The following is a 19008-nucleotide window of genomic DNA, read 5'->3' as shown; positions in this document are numbered from 1 at the left end:
CGGGCCTCGGTCGACATCGGGCACCGACAGCGCGGAGGCTCGGCCTCAGCGGACACAACGCCCTGAGCGCCCACCTGCGCCGCGCCACATCGGACACGCTGAACAGCGCCCGCGGCCCGTCGACGACACGCGTGGGCCTCAGCGTGTCCTTCAAGTCCGCACGAACTGCTGGCCAGCACGAACTCGCCGTGCCACGGCGCATCCCACCGCCATCGCAGGCCGGCGCCAGCCTTCGGAGCGGTTGCGCCGCCCCGCGTAGACGCTGGCCGGTCGGGGACCGACTCAGTGTTGACGCATCGCCAAGATGAGTATTCACCGGATGCCGTTTGTTGATGAACGTCAAACCACACATACCTACCACATCGCCCATCCAGGCGTGGCCACGAGGTCCGCCTGCGTTGGCCCGGCGCGGTTCAGCCCACAGCGAGCCCGCCGGCATCGGCAGGGCCGGCGGGGTGCTCACGCAGCGGGTCGAAGGTGCGCGGCCAGAAAGCCTTCCATGGCTTCGTAGAACTCGAACTTGTTCTCGTCGTTGTGGAAGCCGTGGCCCTCGTTGTCCTTGACCAGGTACTGCACCTCGACGCCGCGCGCGCGCAACGCCGCCACCATCTGGTCACTTTCGGCCTTGTTCACGCGCGGATCCTGGGCGCCCTGGGCGATGAACAGCGGCGTGGTGATGCGGTCGGCCAGCAGCGCGGGCGAGGTCGCCGCCAGGCGCGCCTGATCGGCCTCGGGGTCGCCCACCATGGCCTGCATCTTGACCAGCATGGGCTTCCAGTACGGTGGGATCGTGCCCAGGAAGGTGAACAGGTTGGACACGCCCACGTAGTCCACCGCCGCGGCGTACAGGTGGGGGGTGAGCGTGACGCCGGCCAGCGTGGCGTAGCCGCCATAGCTGGCGCCATAAATGGCGATGCGCTTCGGGTCGGCGATGCCCTGGTCGATCAGCCACTGCACGCCATCGGTGATGTCGTCCTGCATGGCCAGGCCCCATTGGCCAAACCCCGCTTCCCAGAACGCGCGGCCGTAGCCGGTCGAGCCGCGGAAGTTCATCTGCAGCACGGCATAGCCCCGGTTGACCAGGAACTGCACCTCGGGGTTGTAGCCCCAGCTGTCGCGCGCCCAGGGGCCGCCATGCGGGTTGACGATGACCGGCAGGTGGCGCGCTTCGCGCCCCACGGGCAGGCTGAGGTAGCCGTGGATGGTCAGGCCGTCGCGGCTGGTGTACTGCACAGCCTGCATGCGCGCCATGTCGGCCGCCGGAATGGCGGGGTTCAGCTCGCCCAACAGCGTCAGCGTATCGCGCTGGGCGTCATACAGGTAGCGCGCGCCAGGCGTCTGGTCGCTGTGGGCGGCCACCACGAACAGGTCCTCGGCCCGGTTGCTGGCCTGCAGGCTGACCTCCAGGCCCGGCAGCTGACGCTGCAGCGCCGCGAAGATGCCCTGCAGCTGCGCATCGAAGAAGTGGCGCTGCGGCCGGTCGGTTTCGTAGCTGGCCAGCGTCAGCACGCGGCGCCGGCGCGAGTAGGCCACGCCGTCCAGGTCGACCGCCTCGCTCGCGAACACCACGGTTTCGTCGTCGGGGCGCGCGGGGTCGATGCGCACGAACGCCAGCTTGTCGCGCCCGCGTGCGCTGTAGAGGTAGAGGTGGCGGTTGTCGAAATCGAAGAAGGCCGGCGCCACGTTGGTGCGGAAATCGACCTCGATCAGCGTCTCGAAGGCCTGCGTCTCGTCGTCGCGGTAGAGCAGCTGCGTCATCAGGCCGTCGCTGGCCACCGCGGCGCGCAGCTGGCCCGCGTGGTCGGTCTGCCAGCCGATGATGTGGCCGGGGTTTTCGGCCACGCGCTGGGCAGCGCCCGTGTGCACGTTGACGCGGTAGACGTCGAACACCTCGGGGTTGCGCTGGTTGTGCCCGATCAGCACGTGGTCGGGGTCGTCTTCCAGGTCGTCCTCGATGCCGGCACGCACCTGCTCGAAGGGCGTCAGGTCGATCACCGTGCCGGTGCCGGTGTGCACGGCCAGCACGTGGAAGTTCTCGTCGCCGCCGAAGTCCTTCTGGAACAGCACGACGTCGTTGCCCTTGAAGACGTAGCCGGCCACGTCGCGCTCGGTTTCGTGCGTGAGCTGGCGCGGCTCGCCCACCAGCTGGCTGCCGTCCAGGGCCTGCACGAAGATGTTCATGCGCGCGGGCTCGCCGGCCGGCTGCATGAAGCCCAGCGTCTTGCCGTCGTCCGACAGGCGGTAGTAGGCGCGCTCCGGGTTTTTAAAAAAGGCCCGCAGCGGATGCTGACGAGGCGGCTGGGCAGGCGCGGACGAATCGGGGGCGGCAATCGAGGTCAAGCACAACTCCTGGCGAGGCGAAAGGGTGGCAGGTGCGGCCGGCCGGTGCGCTTTCAAGGCGCAAACGGCCTGCCGGACCGCCGCGCGGGGCCGACATGGCCCACCGCGCGCAGCCGACGGCCCGGACGGGCCCGGCCGACTTGCTACGCTTGGCGCATTCTTGTCTGCATGAGGAGTTGCCAATGACCGAAGGGTTTCACCATTTCTCGGACCTGTTCGACCAGCTGGGCCTGGCGTCGGACTCGGCGTCCATCGTCGCCTTCATCACCCGCCACCGGCCGCTGCCCGCCGACCTGGCCCTGGCCGATGCGCCGTTCTGGAATGCGGCCCAGGCCGACTTCCTGCGCCAGCAGCTGGCCGCCGATGCCGACTGGGCAGAAAAAGTGGATGCCTTGAACCTGGCCCTGCACCAGCCGCCCGCGGGCTGACGGCGCATCGGCGCATCGGCGCATCGGCGCATCGGCGCATCGGCGCATCGGCGCATCGGCGCATCGGCGCATCGGCGCATCGGCGCATCGGCGCATCGGCGCATTCTGAAAGCAGTATGGCCCTGTTCCCGTTTTCAACACAACGGGAGCAGGGCCATACTGCATTCAGGCATGCCTGTGAGGCAAACCGGCCGGCGCTGCCGGCATCCAGGGCGTCTCGATGCCGCGAGACGGCACGGGTGCGGCCCGGTCAGGCCGGCAGGAAGCCGTCCACCGACAGGTAGCGCTCGCCGGTGTCGTAGGCAAAGCCCAGGATCTTGGCGTTGGGCGGCAACTCGGGCAGCTTCTTGGCGATGGCGGCCAGCGTGGCGCCCGACGAGATGCCCACCAGCAGGCCTTCTTCACGCGCAGCGCGACGGGCGTACTCCTTGGACTCTTCCGCATCGACGGTGATGACACCGCTGAGCACGGACGTGTCCAGGTTCTTGGGCACAAAGCCTGCGCCGATGCCCTGGATGGGGTGCGGCGACGGCTGACCGCCCGAAATCACGGGCGAGGCTGCCGGCTCGACGGCGAACACCTGCAGGTTGGGGAACTTGGCCTTGAGCACGTGGGCCACGCCCGACAGGTGGCCGCCGGTGCCCACGCCGGTGATGAGCACGTCCAGCCCATCGGGGAAATCGGCCAGCACCTCGGCGCCCGTGGTGCTTTCGTGCACGGCGACGTTGGCCGGGTTTTCGAACTGCTGCGGGATCCACGAGCCCGGCGTCTGCTCGGCCAGCTCCTGCGCCCGCGCGATGGCGCCCTTCATGCCCTTTTCCTTGGGCGTCAGGTCGAACGAGGCGCCATAGGCCAGCATCAGGCGGCGGCGCTCGATGGACATGCTCTCGGGCATCACCAGGATGAGCTTGTAGCCCTTGACGGCCGCGACCAGCGCCAGGCCGACGCCGGTGTTGCCGCTGGTGGGCTCGATGATGGTGCCGCCGGGCTTGAGCTTGCCCGACTGCTCGGCCTCTTCCACCATGGCCAGCGCGATGCGGTCTTTGATCGAGCCACCGGGGTTGCTGCGTTCGGACTTGATCCACACGTTGGGGTGCTCGAACAGGCGGTTGATGTGGATGACGGGCGTGTTGCCGATGGTTTGCAGGACGTTGTCAAATTTCATGGGGTCTCCAACACGGGAAAAGCGGGCGAAAGCAGTCATTGTGGCGGAGTTGTTCAAGCTGGCAAGCATATGGATATGCGCGTATTCGCCGCCACCTCGAAGGCGGCCACTGCGGTCAGTGCATACCCAGGCAGGCGCCGAATGGCGCTAGAGTCGCCCGCATGAACCTGCGCTTCATCGAAACCTTTGTGCTGCTGGCCGAGCTGCGCAACTTCCGCATGACGGCCGAGCGCTTGTTCACCACGCAGGCCGCCGTGTCCAGCCGCATTGCCTCGCTGGAGCAGGAGTTCGGCGTGCGCCTGTTCGACCGCAGCCAGCGCGAGGTGACCCTGACCAGCGATGGCGCCAAAGCCCTGGTGCACGCCGAGCGCATGCTGAAGCTGATGCGCGAGATGCGCGAAGACATGTTGGACAAACAGGCCTTTGCCGGCGTCATCCGCATCGGCGCCATCGAATCCGTCGTGCACAGCTGGTTCCCCGACTTTCTGCAGCTGCTGCACCAGCGCTACCCCCGCCTGCAGGTCGAGATTGCCTGCGACACCACGGTGCACCTGTCCGAACAGCTCGGCCGTGGCCAGCTCGACGTGTCGCTGCAGGCCAAGCCGGTGGCGTCCGGCGCGGTCAGCCACGTGTCGCTGGGTGAGTTTCCGATGGCCTGGGTCGGTGGCCCGCAGCTCGGCATTGGCGACGACACCTTGAGCCTGGGCGACCTGGCGACCTTTCCCATCATGAGTTTTGCGCGGGGCTCCGAGCCTTACGCCGCCATCGAGCAGCTGCTGTGCACCGAAAGCAGCGCGCGCGTGCACCTGAACTGCATCGCCTCGGTCGCCACCATGATCCGCGTGGTCTGCGACGGCCTGGGCATCGCGGTCGTGCCGCCGGCCGTCATCCAGCGCGAGCTGGCCGAGCAGCGCCTGCGCACGCTGCGGGTGGACCGTGAGTTTCCGCCGCTGCGCCTGGTGGCGGCATACCGCAACGACCACGAGAACCCGCTGACCCAGGACGTGGCGCGCGTGGCCGAAGAAACCGCCACAGCGTTCGCGCTGCAGCAAGGCCAGGGTGTGGCCCGCCTGCCGCTGCATGACCCAGACACCGAATACGGGGTATTCATGCAATCTCGTTGAATAAAAAACGGAAAACTACAGATACTGCCCATCAAATGCCATCCTCCAGGGACGACGCACCTCAGGTCTGCGCGAACAGCGTCTCCACAGCCAGCGCCACGTTCAGCAAGCGTGCGTCCTGGCCGGCCGTGCCCGCCAGACTCAGGCCCACAGGCGCCTCGCCGGCGCGGTGGCAGGGCAGCGACACGGCGCAGCCATCGAGGAAGTTGATCAGCGTGGGGTTGCGCAAGATCAGGCCATTGGCGGCGAAATAAGCCTCGTCGTTGGCCTGCAGGTCGGCGATCTTGGGAGCGACCACGGGCACGGTGGGCATGATGAGCAGGTCAAACGGGGCCAGCTGCGACTTGACCTGCGCCATCCAGGCCTGGCGCGCGGCCAGCAGGTCGATGTAGTCGGCCGCGCTCTGCGCTTTGCCGCGCAGGATGCGCGTGCCCACGCGCGGGTCGTATTCGGCCAGGCGGGTTTCCAGGTGGCCTCGATGCCAGGCCCAGGCTTCGGCGGCCGTGAAGCCGCCCTTGCTGTTGATCTGTGCCAGCTCGCCAAAGGCCGGCACGGCCGCTTCGGTGATCTGCACACCGGCTTGCGACAGGCGCGCGAGCGCGCGCTGCCAGGCGGCGGCCACGGCGGCGTCCATGCCGTCCAGCACCACGTTGGTAGGCGCCAGCAGGCGCAGGCCAGCCAGTGGCACGGCCTGCGGCTCGGGCAGCGCATGGTGGGCGATGACGGCGTCGATCGCCGCGCAGCAGCGCACGCTGGGCGCCAGCGGGCCAATCGAGTCCAGGTTGGCCGACAGCGGCAGCACGCCCTGCATGGACACGCGGCGCGCAGTGGGCTTGAAGCCGGTCAGGCCGTTCAGCGCCGAGGGGATGCGCACCGAGCCCCCGGTGTCCGAGCCGATGGCGGCAATGGCCATGCCGTCGGTCACCGAGATGGCCGCGCCCGACGAGGAGCCGCCCGGAATGCGGCCGCCGTCTTCATCGCGCGCCCAGACGTTGCGCGGCGTGCCGTAATGCGGGTTCAGGCCCAGGCCTGAATAGGCGAACTCGGTCATGTTGGTGGTGCCGACGATGATGGCGCCGGCACGGCGCAGGCGCTGCACGACCTGGGCCGTCTGCGTGGCGGGCGCAGCGTTGGCCAAGAGCCTGGAGCCGGCCGTCGTGGGCAGGCCTTCGATGTCGAACAGGTCTTTGACCGAGATCGGCAGGCCTTCGAGCGGCGAGCGGGCGAGGCCGGCGGCGCGCAAACCGTCGCTGGCACGGGCCTCGGCCAAGGCGCTGTCGGTGAACACGCGCGTGAAGACCCGGGGGCCCTCGCCCTGCGCGGCGCGTGTCAGCGCGGACTCGGTCAGTTGCACGGCGGTGGTGGCGCCCAGCTTCAGGGCGTGCGCGGCTTGGTCCACGCGGGTGAGTGCGGTGTTTGACATGGCGTGTGGCGGAAACAAAGGACAAGGCGCCGCGCAAGGGGGCGGGTGTGGTGGCTCAATGCTGGCGCAGGCTTGGTCTCTAGTCTGGCCACCTGAAATTGGCAGTATGCATGGTTTTTCGATGACTTCTTATCGCCAATGTGGTCATACTGCAAATCATGCGCACCGATTGGCGGGTCAGCCCGTGCATCAGGCCACCACGGGCAGCAGCGCGCAGTGGTATTGGTGGCGAATCGCGCGGTTCTTGCGCGGGTCGTGCAGCTCCATGCGGAAGTGCGTGGCTGGGCGAATGCCGCCAATGGCCGGCACGGTGCCGCAGGTCATGCCGGTGCCCACGGGCAGCAGGGCCGCGCCGCCGGTGTAGCCGCCGATCAGGTCCAGCGGCGTGCGCAGGCTGGCCAGCGGGCCGTCCTGGTACAGCACCTCGGCGCCGTTTTCGACGATCCATGCGCGCAGCACCAGCTCATCCCAGTAGGCGGCCACGTCGGCAAAGCGCCAGGCCTGCGTGGCCACGGGCTTGATGCAGGCCTGCTTGGAAAAGGCCACGCTGTGCGCTTCGAGCTTGCGGTCGGTGTGGTCAGACGCGAGGCTGACGAACAGCTCGCCGCCGTGCGTGAAGACGAAGACCTCGGCCTCGCCCGACGAGTCGGGGCCCAGCACCTGCAAGGTCTCGCGCTGGCTCAGCTGGTTGCTGGCCACGCGGTAGTACAGCGGCACGGCGCTGGGGCGCGGGATGCCAATGGCGGCCAGCTCTTCGATGTGGTGTTCGATGGCGGCGGCGTCGCGGCCGGCCCAGCCGGCGATGACCAGCTGGTCGAACTGCGGGTGGATGGCCTGGCCTTCCGGGGTGGTGAACTGCAAGTGCATGGTGTGCCTCAATCAAGGGGGCGAGGCGCAGGGCCTCGCGACAAATCAGGGAAGACGGTCAGTGGTGCTTCTTGACGAAAAGCACGACCAGGAACGCGGCGAGGAACTCGAGCGCGGCCACGAAGTACAGGCCAGACGAGAGCGAGCCGGTGGTGGCTTTGAGCGCACCGATCATGTAGGGCGCGACAAAGCCAGCCAGGTTGCCGATCGAGTTGATGAGGGCAATGCCCCCTGCGGCAGCGGTGCCGGCCAGGAAGGCCGCCGGGATGGACCAGAACACCGGAAACGCAGCCAGGATGCCGACGGCGGCGACCGTGAGCGCGACGAGCGCCATGGGCGCGTTGTGCAGCGACAGGCCGGTGAACACCAGGCCCGCACAGGCCAGGACAGCGGCGATGGCGCAGTGCATGCGGCGCTCGCCGGTTTTGTCCGAGTGGATGCCGTTCCACACCATGGCCAGCGTGCCGGCGATGAAGGGCACGGCAGACACCAGACCAATGGTCAGGTTGTTGGAAAAACCGATCTCTTTGATGATGGACGGTGCCCAGAAGGCGATGGTGGCGTTGCCGCTGACGATGCAGAAGTAGATGGCGGCGCACAGCCACACGCGGTGGTTGCGCAGCGCCTCGGTGAAGGAGGCGTGCTTGTGGCCCTCGGCGTTCTCCAGGGCCACGGCCTGCGACACGGCGCGCTGCTCAGCCGGCGTCAGCCATTTGGCGTTCTGCGGCTTTTCGGGCAGGAACAGCAGCACGGCAAAGCCAGCCAGGATGGATGGAATGCCTTCGAGGATGAACAGCCACTGCCAGTTGGCGAGGTGGCCCACGCCTTGCATGCCGTTCATGATGGCGCCGGCAATCGGGCCGCCCACGGCGCCGGCGATGGCGAACGAGGTCATGAACAAGCCGTTGACGCGGGCGCGGTAGGCCGCCGGAAACCAATAGGTCAGGTACAGCACCACGCCGGGGAAGAAACCGGCTTCGACCACGCCGAGCAGAAAGCGCAACACGTAGAACAGGGTGGGCGTGGTCACGAACGCCATGGCCATCGAGGCCGCACCCCACAAGATGGTGATGCGCGCCAGCGTCTTGCGCGCGCCGATCTTTTCAAGCAGCAGGTTGCTGGGCACCTCGAACAGGAAGTAGCCGATGAAAAAGATGCCGGCGCCCAGGCCATAGATGGCTTCGCTGAACTTCAGGTCGTCCAGCATCTGCAGCTTGGCAAAGCCCACGTTCACGCGGTCGATCCAGGCCAGCACAAAGAGAAAGACCAAAAAGGGAATGAGGCGCCAGGCGATCTTGCGATAGGTGGCGGCGAGGGCAGGCTCGGCCCCGGCCGCAGGGGCATCGTGGGGCGAATGGATGGTGGCGGCGTGGCCCATGGGTGTCTCCTGGTGTGCGTGGGCAGCGGTGCTGTGGCCTGAGGCCAGCGATCTGCTCGCGGGCACGTCCTCAGCGTGCGGGCGCTGGAGGTCGCGCAAGGGATGGGGCAGCGCGGTACACCTCGGTCAGCGCCCGCAGTATCGAAATCGCCACAGGTCCTGTCCAACTAGAAATTCTTCACGGCCTTGAATGAAATTTCTTATGGTCGAACCATGTGCACACGGCCTCGCCGCCGGCACCTGATGCGGGCATCGGCACGCAGCGCCGCCTTGGCGGGCCGAGACCCGCGCCCATGCGGCGATAATTGCGCCCGTGAAGTTCGCCAGACCGCCGCTGGTGCAAGCCGAAAGGCCAACGCTTGCGTTGGGTGGAAACACCGCACTGGAGGAACGTCCGGACTGCAACGGGCAGCGTAGGAGCTAACGGCTCCCCACCGCGAGGTGAGGATCAGAGCAACAGAGACGAGTCGGGCAGGCGTGGCGCAAGCCAAACCGGCCCGGGTGAAACGGGCAATCTCTACGCGCAGCAACACCAAGTAGGCACACGTTGACGGGGCCCCCGGAGTGTGCGGGTAGGTGGCATCGAGCCGCTCGGGCGACCGGCGGCCCAGATTAATGGCGGTCACGCGGCGGGCAACCGCCGTGCACAGAATCCGGCTTATCGGCGAACTTCACCCTTTCTTTTCGCGGCGCGCCAGCCCACGGCGCCCGCCTCCGCGCGGCACCGTGGTCGCCCTGATCCGCGACCGACAGCCCGCTCGGCCCAACGCGGGCAGGCCATGGCCTGACAGCAGCCCTCTTGCGTGGCCTCGGCTCCCCCTCTGGTGGATGGACAGCCCATCACGCCGCGCGCATCGTCGGCCTGGCGGCCCAGATCTCCAGCGGCGTGCCCAGCGAGTTGGACAGCCCCAGCATGGGCGCCCCGCGGGGACCATCGTCAGCCACCCGAAACGCACCGGTTTCGACTTCCAGGGTTTGCACATGCGACCGCATGGAACCCTCCTCGTTGGCGGCACGCTGGCGGACCCTAGACCACTCGGCGTCCTGAAGGCAGCCATCCGGGCCGGTGCGCACTCGGCCAGCGAGCCCGGCCACGCGGCCCCTGCCCTGCACGCATCCCCTTCGCGTCGGGCGGCAGAGGCAGACGCGCGCGTCCACGCACCTGCGCAAAACGCATGAGCAAGCACGGCCAGCGATGCAGCCGGCCTGTCAAAATGGTGCGCATCTCCGTCCCCTTTTTCCGGATCCCCATGAGCAGCATCGCACCCCGCCCCTACGCCCCCACGCCCTCGCAGCGCGTCGCCTTCCTCGGCCTGGGCGTCATGGGCTACCCCATGGCGGGTCACCTGGCCCTGGCGGGCCACACCGTCACCGTCTACAACCGCAGCCCCGCCAAGGCCGCGCAATGGCTGGCCGAGTTCGGTGCGGCTGGTCCCGGTGGTCACCGCAGTGCCCCCACGCCGCGCGAGGCGGCGCAAGGTGCCGACATCGTGTTCTGCTGCGTCGGCAACGACGACGACCTGCGCGCCGTGGTGCTGGGCACCGTCAACGGCCCGGGCCAGCGCGAGGCCAATGGCGCGCTGGCCGGCCTGGCGCCGGGCAGCCTGTTCGTGGACCACACCACGGCATCGGCCGAAGTCGCGCGCGAGCTGCATGTCCTGGCCCAGGCCCAGGGCGTGGGCTTTGTCGACGCGCCCGTGTCGGGTGGCCAGGCCGGGGCGCAGAACGGCAAGCTCACCGTGATGTGCGGGGGCGACGAGGCCGACGTGGCACGCGCCGAGCCCGTGGCCCTGGCCTTCGCACAAGCCTATGCGCGCATGGGGTCATCGGGCGCCGGCCAGTTGGCCAAGATGGTCAACCAGATCTGCATCGCCGGCCTGGTGCAGGGGCTGTCCGAAGCCGTGGCCTTTGGCCAGGTGGCGGGCCTGGACATGGACCAGGTGCTGGCCGTGATCGGCAAGGGCGCGGCCCAGAGCTGGCAGATGGACAACCGCGGCAAGACCATGGCGCGCGACGAGTTCAACTTCGGCTTTGCCGTGGACTGGATGCGCAAGGACCTGGGCCTGGTGCTGGACGAGGCCAAGCGCAACGGCGCCCGCCTGCCCGTCACGGCCCTGGTCGACCAGTTCTATGCCGACGTGCAACGCCTGGGCGGCGGCCGCTGGGACACGTCCAGCCTCATCAAGCGCCTGCGCTGAGGCACCCGGCTGCGACCGCGGCGTAGCGGCGTAGCGGCGTAGCGGCGTAGCGGCGTAGCGGCGTAGCGGCGTAGCCAGGCAGTATCACCATCCGGCCGATGTCACCTAAACGGCAACAGGCTGATACTGTCCCACAAACAACTCGCACCGCCTCAAGCCTTGAACGACACCGCTCGGGCACGATGCGGTTCCGCCCTCGCTGGGACGCTGCCTGAGCGCACGTCCAGCACGGAGCCCCTGGGCCCGCCTTCAGCCGGTGATGCCGCACCCAAAAGGCTGCGAAGCGCGCGATTCGGCCAGCGGCGGTGGCTTGGCACGCCAGCGTTTGCGTGCATGTCCGCTGCGTGTGAGGCCTGGCGCGAGCGACAGGCGAAGCGGCCACCATGATGCATCGAACGACGCAAGCTCGGCAGCAGTACAGCGCCATCGTCGTTCGCATTCCAACGGTAACTCAGCCGTACCCTGCGCCACACATCAGACTTGGCAGGGCCGCATCCGCTTCACGCACCAGGGCCGCGCCCTGCCCTTCGGCACTCGGGCCGGGCACCGCCAGCCCGGCCCGCCCGTCAGCGCAGCGGCTTGCGGCCCACGTCGGTCACCAGCTTGCGGTAGCGGGTCACCTGCTCGTTCATGCGGGCGTCGACCTCGGCCTGGGTCTTGGGCACGGCATGGAACATGCGGCCTTCGGACTCGAGACGGGCGCGGATGGCGGGATCGTTCACGGCCACGGTGATGGCCTCGCGCAGGCGGGCCATGATGGGCTCGGGCGTGCCCTTGCGCACGAAGTAGCCGCCGCTGATGGTGTAGGCAAAGTCGGGCACCATCTTGCTGCGCGTGATCAGCGGGATGTGCTTGAGCGCGGCGGGCAAGGCGGTCGAGAAGCTGGACGCGACCTGCAGGCGCTTTTGCTGCGCCATGCCGTCGATGCTGGCCTGGTACGGCAGGATGGCGAAGTCCACCTGACCGCCGCCCAGTTCCTGCAACGCGGGCGCCGCACCCTTGTAGGGCACGTGCAGGAAGTCGACGCCCACGCGCTTGCCCAGGGCTTCGCCCATGAGGTGGTACATGGAGTCGATGCCCACCGTGGCGTAGGTCAGCGGCTTGGCGGTGTTGGCCTTGGCATAGGCCAGGAATTCGTCGAGCGAGCCGCCCGGCAGGCCGTTGCGCACCAGCAGCAGCAAGGTGGCTTCGGACATGAGGATCACGGCGCGGAAATCGTGGGGCGAGAACTTCACCGCCGGGTTCAGCATGGGCGCCAGGAAGGTGTCGTTGCCCGAACCCTGAAACAGGGTGTAGCCGTCGGCGGGGGCGTTCAGCACGCGGTTGGCGCCGATGACGCCTGTGCCGCCGCCGAGGTTTTCCACCACCACGGTTTGGCCCAGATCGCGGCCCATCACGTCGGCGTAGATGCGCCCCGAGGCATCGCTGGCGCCGCCCGCGGGGTACGGGATGACCATGCTGATGGGCTTGGTGGGGTACTTGGCATCGGCCTGGGCGTGGGCCACGGCAGGGAGCAGCGGCGCCATCGACAAGCCGGCAGAAGCGGTGAGCAGGTGGCGTCGGGAAATTCGGGTCATGGCGTACTCAAACAATCAGGAAAACAAAGGAACAAGGCGAGGTCTGCGGCCCACCCATCGGCCTCTCGGTCGATCTGCGCGGGCAGCCTTCAGCCGCATGCAAGATGCGCACCAGCCGTGCGCTTGCGCGCACCGCAAAGACTCTCAGCCAGCAGGCGCAGCCGATCGCCAGCGCGGGCGCACTCGGGGCACATCACCGATGAGGTCGTCGCCCAGGCGTGAGCTGGGGCGCGGGGTCGCACACGTTGGCCCCTGGGCATCAGGCGCGAGCTGCGACCCAACGCCACTGCGAGTGGCAGTATGGTGTCATGGCCGTTTTCAAATGATCGGCAAGCCGACCATACCCCCATGCCATGCATCAGGCCAGGAAGCGTTGCGCCAGCTTCACCCAGTAGGCCGCGCCCAGCGGCAGGGCCTTGTCGTTGAAGTCGTAGCCGGGGTTGTGCACCATGCAGCCACCGTCCACACCGGTGCCGTTGCCCAGGCGCACATAGGCACCGGGCACCACCTGCAACATGTAGGCAAAGTCCTCGCTGCCCATGGTGGGCTCGCGCTCGCTGACACGGTCGGCGCCCACCAGCGACTTGGCCACGGCCCGTGCGAACTCGACGTGCTCGTCCACGTTGACCAGCACCGGGTACTTCTGGATGTACTCGATCTCGGCCTTGAGGCCGTAGCCCTCGGCCTGCGCGTGGATGAAGGCCTGGATGCGGCGCTCGAGTTGCTCGCGCACCTGCGGGTCCAGCGCGCGCACGCCGATCTTCAGCGTGGCCTGCTCGGGCACGATGTTGTAGACCTCGCCGCATTGCACCGAGCCCACGGTGATCACCGCCGCCTTCAGCGCGTTCACCTCGCGCGACACCAGGCTTTGCAGGCCCAGCACGATGGAGGCCGCGCACTGCATGGGGTCCACGCCGTGGTGCGGCATGGCGCCGTGCGCGCTCACCCCCGTCAGCGTGACGGTGACGCGGTCGAACGAGGCCATGGCCGCGCCGCGGCTCATCGCCAGCTCGCCCACCGGCAGCCCGGGCGCGTTGTGCAGCGCGAAGATCGCATCGCAGGGGTAGCGGTCGAACAAGCCTTCGTCCACCATGCGCAGCGCGCCGCCTTCGTTTTCCTCGGCCGGCTGGAAGATCAGGTTCAGCGTGCCATCGAACTCGGCCGTTTCCGCCAGGTACTTGGCTGCACACAGCAAGATGGCGGTGTGGCCGTCGTGGCCGCAGGCGTGCATCTTGCCGCGGAGGGTGCTGGCGTAGGGCAGGCCCGTGCGCTCCTGGATCGGCAGCGCGTCCATGTCGGCGCGGATGCCGAGCTTGCGCGATCCCGTGCCCTTGACCAGCTGCCCGACCAGGCCTGTGCCCCCGATGCCGCGCTCGACCCGGTAGCCCCAGGCCGTCAGCCGCTCGGCCACCAGGTCGCTGGTGCGCACCTCTTCGAACGCGAGTTCGGGATGGGCGTGGATCTGGTGGCGGATGTCGACCATTTCGGGCGCAATGGCCTCGATCTCGGCCAGCAGGTGCAAATCGGGGGACTCGGTGGGTGCGTTCATGAGGGACTTTGAAAAAAGTGCAGACGGTCGGCAGACACCGGTGCCCGGGCACCGGTCATGACAGGCCGATTGTTCAGCCGACCCGGGAGGCCTGTCTAATATTGTTGCGATCTTGCTCGATAGGCGCGGCGAATCCTTGGCCCCGCGTCACCTGCGAGGCACCGGTGCAGGCATTCGCCCTGGGCGGGCACCCTGGCGTGGGCAGGCCGCCATGCGGCCGATGTCGCCCCGCAGCGGAGCCTGCGTGGCGCCGTCCAGGCACTCGGCGGCCGGCCGTTCTTCACCCGCTGACCTTCCGCCCCACACGGGCCGTGCGGTCACGGCATCGCGAGCCACGCGCTGGCCAGCGAGGAAGGCGCCGCCGCCCCGTCCACGCCATCGGGCCTCAGCGCAGCGGCGAGTTCGTCACCGGCGACGATTGCGCGGGTTCGAGCGGTGGCAGCGATTGCACCTGAGAGGCCGGGGCTGGCGCCGGGCTGGGCGCGGCACGGGGCACCGTGGACGCCGGCGCGGGGGCAGTCGTCCGCGTGGGCGCTGCGGCGGGAGCGGGTGCGATGGGTGCTGGGGCAACCGGCGCCGGGGCACCGAGGCTGGAGACCGGGGGGCGCCCCGCGGCTTCTTCGCCGAGCTGCGTGGGGGTGGTGCGCGGGTAGGACGGTTGCGCCGGCACCGCGTTGAGGTCGGCCTGGCCCGGGGTCACATACTCGAACACCCGCACCACGCGCTCCACCCCGCTGACGGTGCGCGCGGTTTCAGTGGCGGCTTCGGCCTCGGCCGCCGTCACGCTGCCCATCAGGTAGGTGCTGCCCCGTTCGGTGATGACCTTGACGTCCTTGGCCGCCACCTGGCTGTTGCCCGCCAGCGCCGACTTGACCTTGGAGGTGATGAAGCTGTCGTTGGTGCGCGTGCCCAGGCCAGACGCCGGCATCACCGCCAGGTCGTTGATGACCTCGCGCACATTGGCCACGCTGCGCGCCACCTGTTCGGCGCGCTGGCGGTCCTGCTCGGCCGGCACCTCGCCGGTCAGCAGCACCCGCCCCGCCCAGCTGGTGACGTTGACGTGCGACGAGCCACCCACGACGTCGTAGATCTGGCGGCCCACGCGCAGCTCGATGCCCTGGTCGTCGAGCAGGGTCGACGAGCTGCGCCGGTCGGTGGCCACCATGGTGCCGCCCACCGCGGCCCCGCCAATCACCAGCGGAACGCAGCCACTCAATGCAGTTCCCAGCGCTGTCGCCGACAGAGACAACGCCAGCACACGCATACCCAGGTTGTTTCGCATCTTCACCCCCATCATGTTTGGGATTCCTCATCGTCGCCCAGCAGCTGGGCATCCAGACCATCCAGCAAACCGTGCAGCACGAGCAGCTGCACCTCGATCACGCGTGCCGCGCGGTCGCTGGGCACCGCCACGTGCACATCGGTTTCGCGCAGCTGCCAGGCCAGCTCGGCAGAGACCGCGCCGGTGATGGCCACCACGCTCATGTCGCGCTCGTGGGCGGCCGTCATCGCCGCCTGGCCCACGGCCCCCACGGCGCTGGCGCCCAACAGCACCAGCACATCGCCAGGCTGGCCCAGGGCGTGCAGCGGCCGCGCACACACCTGGCCCGGGTCTTCGCTGTCGGCCAGGGCGGCCCGCATCACCACGTTGCCGCCCAGCTGCAGGGCGGCCAGGCCAGGCCGCTCGCGCTCAAACCGGCTGACCAGGCGCGCCGCCAGGTAGCCCGCCAGCGCGGCTGCGGCCCCATCGCCCCAGGTCAGCACCTTGCCGCCCCCCGTGATGCAGGCGGTCAGGGTCTGCACCGCGTCGTCCAGCGCACGGCTGAGCAAGGGCGCGCTCTGGTAAATCAGGTCGGCACTGTCGACGAAGTGCTGGTGCATGCGCTGCTCGGTCATGGCGCAAATGATAAAACACGCTTCAAAAAGGGAAGCACGCCGAGCCCATTGGGCGGCATGCAGTGGGCATGGGTGTGGCGACGCTTGCCGCATGCCGACAGGGACACCGGACGACCTCGGGGATGCCGGCCACGGCGCCAGCCTGCAGATTGACGCAGGGCGCAGGGACGCGTGCCGCGATGCCGACGCGCCTGCCCCAGTTCATCAGGCCAAGGCCGGCTGATCGGCCGCCACCGTGTCAACCATCGGCATCGAACGCGGCCTGCAGCCATTGGATGCGCTGCTGCGCGCCTTCGCCCTCGACCAGCACCACGTCAAAGCGACAGGCCGGCGGCTCGCCCGGCCACTGCTGCAACACGTGCCGCGCGGCCAGCACGATGCGCGCCTGCTTGGTGGCCGTGATGCTGGCGCCCGCGCCGCCGTGCGACGAGGAGCGACGCGCACGCACCTCGACGAACACCAGCGTGCCATCGCCGGCCTGCATCACCAGGTCCAGCTCGCCACCGCCGCGGCCTGGCGTGCGCTGGTTGCGGGCGATCAGGCGCAGGCCCTGGCGCTGCAGGTGCGCCAGCGCCACCTGCTCGGCCGCATCGCCCTTGGCCTTGGTGGTCGGGCGAGCGGCGCGGACCGCCGCCGGGCCCGGCTCGTCCGCGCCTGGCGTGCGGGCCGCCAGGCGGTGTTTCAAGGTCTGCAGCCAGCTCATGCAGCCATTGTGACGCGGCCCCAGGCTGCGTCGAACCGATCCCATGACCGTGGCAAGCACACGGCGCCACCCACGGCGTGGCTGCTGCAGGCCCTGCGCTGGCGGCGCTCGGTGCGTGCAGCAGGTGCGGGTCACCCGGGTGCGTCGGCAGATCGCCGGCTGCGGTCCACGCGCCGACGAGCCTGGGCGGCTGCCGAAGATGCCTGCACCCGGGCCGCGCAAGCTGACGCCGGCTGGTCGGTCCCGCGCGCCGGAACTTCGGCCCGTTGGTGCGCGGCGTCCGCTGGTCGGTCCACGGGGGCATCGCCCTTCCGGCCCTGGCCGATTGGGCAGCGCATACTCGCCCCCCATGGCTCACCTACATGCGAACCACCCGGCTGCGGCCACCCCACCCGCTGCGGCCCACACGGCTGCGGCCCCGACACCGGCTGGCGCAGGCCCGCAAGCCCTGCCCGCGTTGCAAGCCGCCCTGAACACCCTGGCGCAGGCCGCCAGCACCCAGGACCTGCCCGCTGGCGCGCTCTACGTGGTGGCCACCCCGATCGGGAACCGGGCCGATTTCAGCGTGCGCGCGCTGCTCGTGCTGGCCCTGGTCGACGCCGTGGCCTGCGAAGACACGCGCCACACGCGCCAGCTGCTGCAGGCCTGCGGCCTGGACCGGTCCGTGCCCATGCTGGCGGTGCACCAGCACAACGAGGCCGAAGCCGCCGCCGGCGTCATCGCCCGCCTGCAGCGGGGCGAACGCGTGGCCTATGTGTCGGACGCCGGCACCCCGGCCGTCAGCGACCCCGGCGCTCGCCTGGTGGCGGCGGTGGTGGCCGCCCAGTTGCGCGTGCTGCCCCTGCCCGGCGCGAGCAGCGTGACCACGGCCCTGTCGGTCGCCGGCGTGGTGGGCGCCAGCTGGGGCAAGGGCGCCAGCGCGGCCTCGTCGTTCGTGTTCGAAGGCTTCCTGCCCACCAAGGCCGGTGAGCGCCGTGAAGCGGTCGCGGCGCTGGCCCGCCAGCCCCGCACCGTGGTGCTGCTCGAAGCCCCGCACCGCATCGCCGACCTGGCCGCCGACCTGGCCGTGCTCGGCGAGCGTCCCGTCACCGTGGGCCGCGAATTGACCAAGCAATTCGAGCAGGTCGCGACCCTGCCCGCCAGCGCGTTGCCCGGCTGGCTTGCGGCCGATGCCCAACGCCAGCGCGGCGAGTTCGCCCTCGTCCTGCATGCGACGCAGGCCCCCGCCGCCGGTGACGACACCACGCCGCTGCTGAGCGCGCTGCTGGCCGAGTTGCCGCTGAAATCCGCCGTGCGCCTGGCGGCCCAGATCACGGGCGCCCCGCGCAACGCCCTGTACGACCAGGCCCTGAGCCTGAAGCAGGCGTCGTCCGACGAGGGCTGAGCCAGGTCGCGCGCCCTGCGCAGCCGCCATGGCCCGGTCCCTGGCGCGGCGCCTGTGCCGGACGCAACCCCTAGGACGCCCGACCTCCTCCTCGCGGGGTGACGGGCGCGGTGTGCCCGCGGGCGGGCCGAGGCCGGCTTGCCACGGCCAGCCCACAACCGACCATCGGGGCGGCGAGCTCCAACCCTGCAGGCCCTGTGAACGGCCACCCGCGGCTGTGCTGGCCCATGGGCCCACACCGGACGGCTCTGGGTGTCATCCATGTGGGCGCCGACCAGCGCGCGAACCAGCCTCGCCCGGCAGCGGACCGATTCGGCACCCGAGCACCCGCCCCGAGCCCCGACATCGCGACGTGTGACGCCCGGGCGATACCGGCTGCCGCCGCGCTGCGCTACACCCGGGCGTTCGCAACCCACCGCAGCGAACGCACGCGATCGGCCAGGAGGACGCGCGTCCCCGCGCCGCAGCCCTCCGCGACCTCCCGCCTGTTCACCCTTGCGGCCCCCGCCCCTCACCACCATGCAACACCCGTTTCCCCAACGCTATTTCGACGATTTCACGCTGGGCGAGGAATTTCCGATTCCCTCGCGCACCATGACCGACGCGCTGTTTGCCGCCTTCCAGCTGGCCAGTGGCGACAACCACCCCAGCCACTACGACGTGGAGTACTGCCGGCAGCGCGGCATGCCGGGCATGCAGGCCCACGGCTTCCAGATCCTGATCCAGACGGCCGCGGGCGCGGGGTGGTTTCCGCACCTGGTCGAAGAATCCATGCGCGGCTTCATCGAACAATCGAGCCAGTTCCTCAAACCGGTCTACACCGGCGACACGCTGACCGCCAAGCTCACGGTCAGCGAACTCACGCCCAACCGCAGCACCGGCGTCATCGCGCTCAGCTCGCAGGTGCACAACCAGCGCGGCGAGCTGGTCATGACGGGCGTGCAGAAGTACCTGCTGAAAAAACGCGCGGCCTGAC

16 protein-coding genes and 1 other RNA gene are annotated in these 19008 nt (G+C 69.3%); 6 read left to right on the top strand and 11 right to left on the bottom strand.

What is annotated here, in order from left to right; genetic code table 11:
- Positions 1–459: 459 nt before the first annotated feature.
- On the bottom strand, positions 460–2340 hold the full coding sequence (locus tag CCO03_RS03535) for an alpha/beta hydrolase family protein (protein WP_236904020.1): 1881 nt from the start codon (positions 2338–2340) through the stop codon (positions 460–462).
- Positions 2341–2522: 182 nt separating this feature from the next.
- On the opposite strand from CCO03_RS03535, the gene CCO03_RS03530 reads away from it, so the two are divergent.
- Positions 2523–2768, top strand: a complete 246-nt coding sequence (locus CCO03_RS03530) for a DUF2789 domain-containing protein (protein ID WP_087277332.1) — start codon at positions 2523–2525, stop codon at positions 2766–2768.
- Between the two features lie 250 nt (positions 2769–3018).
- Here CCO03_RS03530 and cysK read toward each other — a convergent pair whose 3' ends face one another.
- Positions 3019–3933 carry a cysteine synthase A gene (cysK, locus tag CCO03_RS03525; RefSeq protein ID WP_087277329.1) on the bottom strand — a complete coding sequence of 305 codons (915 nt, stop codon included), beginning with the start codon at positions 3931–3933 and terminating at the stop codon, positions 3019–3021.
- Positions 3934–4094: 161 nt separating this feature from the next.
- Between cysK and CCO03_RS03520 the strand changes: the two genes are divergently transcribed.
- Positions 4095–5057, top strand: a complete 963-nt coding sequence (locus CCO03_RS03520) for a LysR family transcriptional regulator (protein ID WP_087277326.1) — start codon at positions 4095–4097, stop codon at positions 5055–5057.
- Between the two features lie 61 nt (positions 5058–5118).
- Here the strand turns inward: CCO03_RS03520 and CCO03_RS03515 are convergent, their stop codons facing one another.
- From CCO03_RS03515 to CCO03_RS03505, 3 genes are all read right to left on the bottom strand, one after another.
- Positions 5119–6480, bottom strand: coding sequence for an amidase (locus CCO03_RS03515; RefSeq protein ID WP_087277323.1), 1362 nt, complete (start codon positions 6478–6480; stop codon positions 5119–5121).
- Between the two features lie 189 nt (positions 6481–6669).
- On the bottom strand, positions 6670–7347 hold the full coding sequence (locus CCO03_RS03510) for a DUF2848 domain-containing protein (RefSeq protein WP_087277320.1): 678 nt from the start codon (positions 7345–7347) through the stop codon (positions 6670–6672).
- A 58-nt stretch (positions 7348–7405) separates the two neighbouring features.
- Complete coding sequence (locus CCO03_RS03505) at positions 7406–8725, bottom strand: MFS transporter (protein ID WP_087277317.1); 1320 nt, start codon at positions 8723–8725, stop codon at positions 7406–7408.
- Positions 8726–9040: 315 nt separating this feature from the next.
- Between CCO03_RS03505 and rnpB the strand changes: the two genes are divergently transcribed.
- Positions 9041–9402, top strand: an RNA gene (gene rnpB / locus CCO03_RS03500) — RNase P RNA component class A.
- A gap of 163 nt (positions 9403–9565) precedes the next feature.
- Here the strand turns inward: rnpB and CCO03_RS19430 are convergent.
- Entirely contained in the window at positions 9566–9718 is a 153-nt protein-coding gene (locus CCO03_RS19430) for a hypothetical protein (RefSeq protein WP_205690357.1), read from the bottom strand.
- Between the two features lie 257 nt (positions 9719–9975).
- Here CCO03_RS19430 and CCO03_RS03495 point away from each other — a divergent pair, with 257 nt between their 5' ends.
- Positions 9976–10923 (top strand): NAD(P)-dependent oxidoreductase, encoded by a 948-nt coding sequence (locus CCO03_RS03495; protein ID WP_087284109.1) that lies wholly within the window; start codon positions 9976–9978, stop codon positions 10921–10923.
- A gap of 566 nt (positions 10924–11489) precedes the next feature.
- Here CCO03_RS03495 and CCO03_RS03490 read toward each other — a convergent pair.
- The 5 genes from CCO03_RS03490 to CCO03_RS03470 all read right to left on the bottom strand — a co-directional run bounded on the left by CCO03_RS03490 (position 11490) and on the right by CCO03_RS03470 (position 16648).
- Positions 11490–12500, bottom strand: a complete 1011-nt coding sequence (locus CCO03_RS03490) for a Bug family tripartite tricarboxylate transporter substrate binding protein (RefSeq protein ID WP_087277314.1) — start codon at positions 12498–12500, stop codon at positions 11490–11492.
- Positions 12501–12858: 358 nt separating this feature from the next.
- Entirely contained in the window at positions 12859–14049 is a 1191-nt protein-coding gene (locus CCO03_RS03485; RefSeq protein ID WP_087277311.1) for a M20 aminoacylase family protein, read from the bottom strand.
- Between the two features lie 385 nt (positions 14050–14434).
- Positions 14435–15265, bottom strand: a complete 831-nt coding sequence (locus tag CCO03_RS03480; RefSeq protein WP_236904019.1) for a BON domain-containing protein — start codon at positions 15263–15265, stop codon at positions 14435–14437.
- 77 nt (positions 15266–15342) lie between these two features.
- Complete coding sequence (locus tag CCO03_RS03475) at positions 15343–15945, bottom strand: SIS domain-containing protein (RefSeq protein ID WP_087277308.1); 603 nt, start codon at positions 15943–15945, stop codon at positions 15343–15345.
- 238 nt (positions 15946–16183) lie between these two features.
- The gene (locus CCO03_RS03470) at positions 16184–16648 is read right to left on the bottom strand and encodes a YraN family protein (protein ID WP_087277305.1); all 465 of its coding nucleotides are present in this window, start codon (positions 16646–16648) and stop codon (positions 16184–16186) included.
- Between the two features lie 349 nt (positions 16649–16997).
- Here CCO03_RS03470 and rsmI point away from each other — a divergent pair, with 349 nt between their 5' ends.
- Together rsmI and CCO03_RS03460 are read left to right on the top strand one after the other, a co-directional pair.
- On the top strand, positions 16998–18032 hold the full coding sequence (gene rsmI / locus CCO03_RS03465; RefSeq protein WP_087277302.1) for a 16S rRNA (cytidine(1402)-2'-O)-methyltransferase: 1035 nt from the start codon (positions 16998–17000) through the stop codon (positions 18030–18032).
- Positions 18033–18551: 519 nt separating this feature from the next.
- Complete coding sequence (locus CCO03_RS03460; RefSeq protein WP_087277299.1) at positions 18552–19007, top strand: MaoC family dehydratase; 456 nt, start codon at positions 18552–18554, stop codon at positions 19005–19007.
- Position 19008 lies beyond the last annotated feature (1 nt).

Origin of the sequence: Comamonas serinivorans (assembly GCF_002158865.1) — a bacterium.
Lineage (GTDB): Bacteria > Pseudomonadota > Gammaproteobacteria > Burkholderiales > Burkholderiaceae_C > Comamonas_E > Comamonas_E serinivorans.
Note: the sequence above shows the minus strand (reverse complement) of the source record. Positions and strands in the feature narration are given on the sequence as shown.

What these genes read in the sequence shown, in the direction of transcription:
- CCO03_RS03530 (WP_087277332.1), top strand. Translation starts at nt 2,523, where the DNA reads ATGACCGAAGGGTTTCACCATTTCTCGGACCTGTTCGACCAGCTGGGC.
- cysK (WP_087277329.1), bottom strand. Translation starts at nt 3,933, where the DNA reads ATGAAATTTGACAACGTCCTGCAAACCATCGGCAACACGCCCGTCATC.
- CCO03_RS03520 (WP_087277326.1), top strand. Translation starts at nt 4,095, where the DNA reads ATGAACCTGCGCTTCATCGAAACCTTTGTGCTGCTGGCCGAGCTGCGC.
- CCO03_RS03515 (WP_087277323.1), bottom strand. Translation starts at nt 6,480, where the DNA reads ATGTCAAACACCGCACTCACCCGCGTGGACCAAGCCGCGCACGCCCTG.
- CCO03_RS03510 (WP_087277320.1), bottom strand. Translation starts at nt 7,347, where the DNA reads ATGCACTTGCAGTTCACCACCCCGGAAGGCCAGGCCATCCACCCGCAG.
- CCO03_RS03505 (WP_087277317.1), bottom strand. Translation starts at nt 8,725, where the DNA reads ATGGGCCACGCCGCCACCATCCATTCGCCCCACGATGCCCCTGCGGCC.
- CCO03_RS19430 (WP_205690357.1), bottom strand. Translation starts at nt 9,718, where the DNA reads ATGCGGTCGCATGTGCAAACCCTGGAAGTCGAAACCGGTGCGTTTCGG.
- CCO03_RS03495 (WP_087284109.1), top strand. Translation starts at nt 9,976, where the DNA reads ATGAGCAGCATCGCACCCCGCCCCTACGCCCCCACGCCCTCGCAGCGC.
- CCO03_RS03490 (WP_087277314.1), bottom strand. Translation starts at nt 12,500, where the DNA reads ATGACCCGAATTTCCCGACGCCACCTGCTCACCGCTTCTGCCGGCTTG.
- CCO03_RS03485 (WP_087277311.1), bottom strand. Translation starts at nt 14,049, where the DNA reads ATGAACGCACCCACCGAGTCCCCCGATTTGCACCTGCTGGCCGAGATC.
- CCO03_RS03475 (WP_087277308.1), bottom strand. Translation starts at nt 15,945, where the DNA reads ATGACCGAGCAGCGCATGCACCAGCACTTCGTCGACAGTGCCGACCTG.
- CCO03_RS03470 (WP_087277305.1), bottom strand. Translation starts at nt 16,648, where the DNA reads ATGAGCTGGCTGCAGACCTTGAAACACCGCCTGGCGGCCCGCACGCCA.
- rsmI (WP_087277302.1), top strand. Translation starts at nt 16,998, where the DNA reads ATGGCTCACCTACATGCGAACCACCCGGCTGCGGCCACCCCACCCGCT.
- CCO03_RS03460 (WP_087277299.1), top strand. Translation starts at nt 18,552, where the DNA reads ATGCAACACCCGTTTCCCCAACGCTATTTCGACGATTTCACGCTGGGC.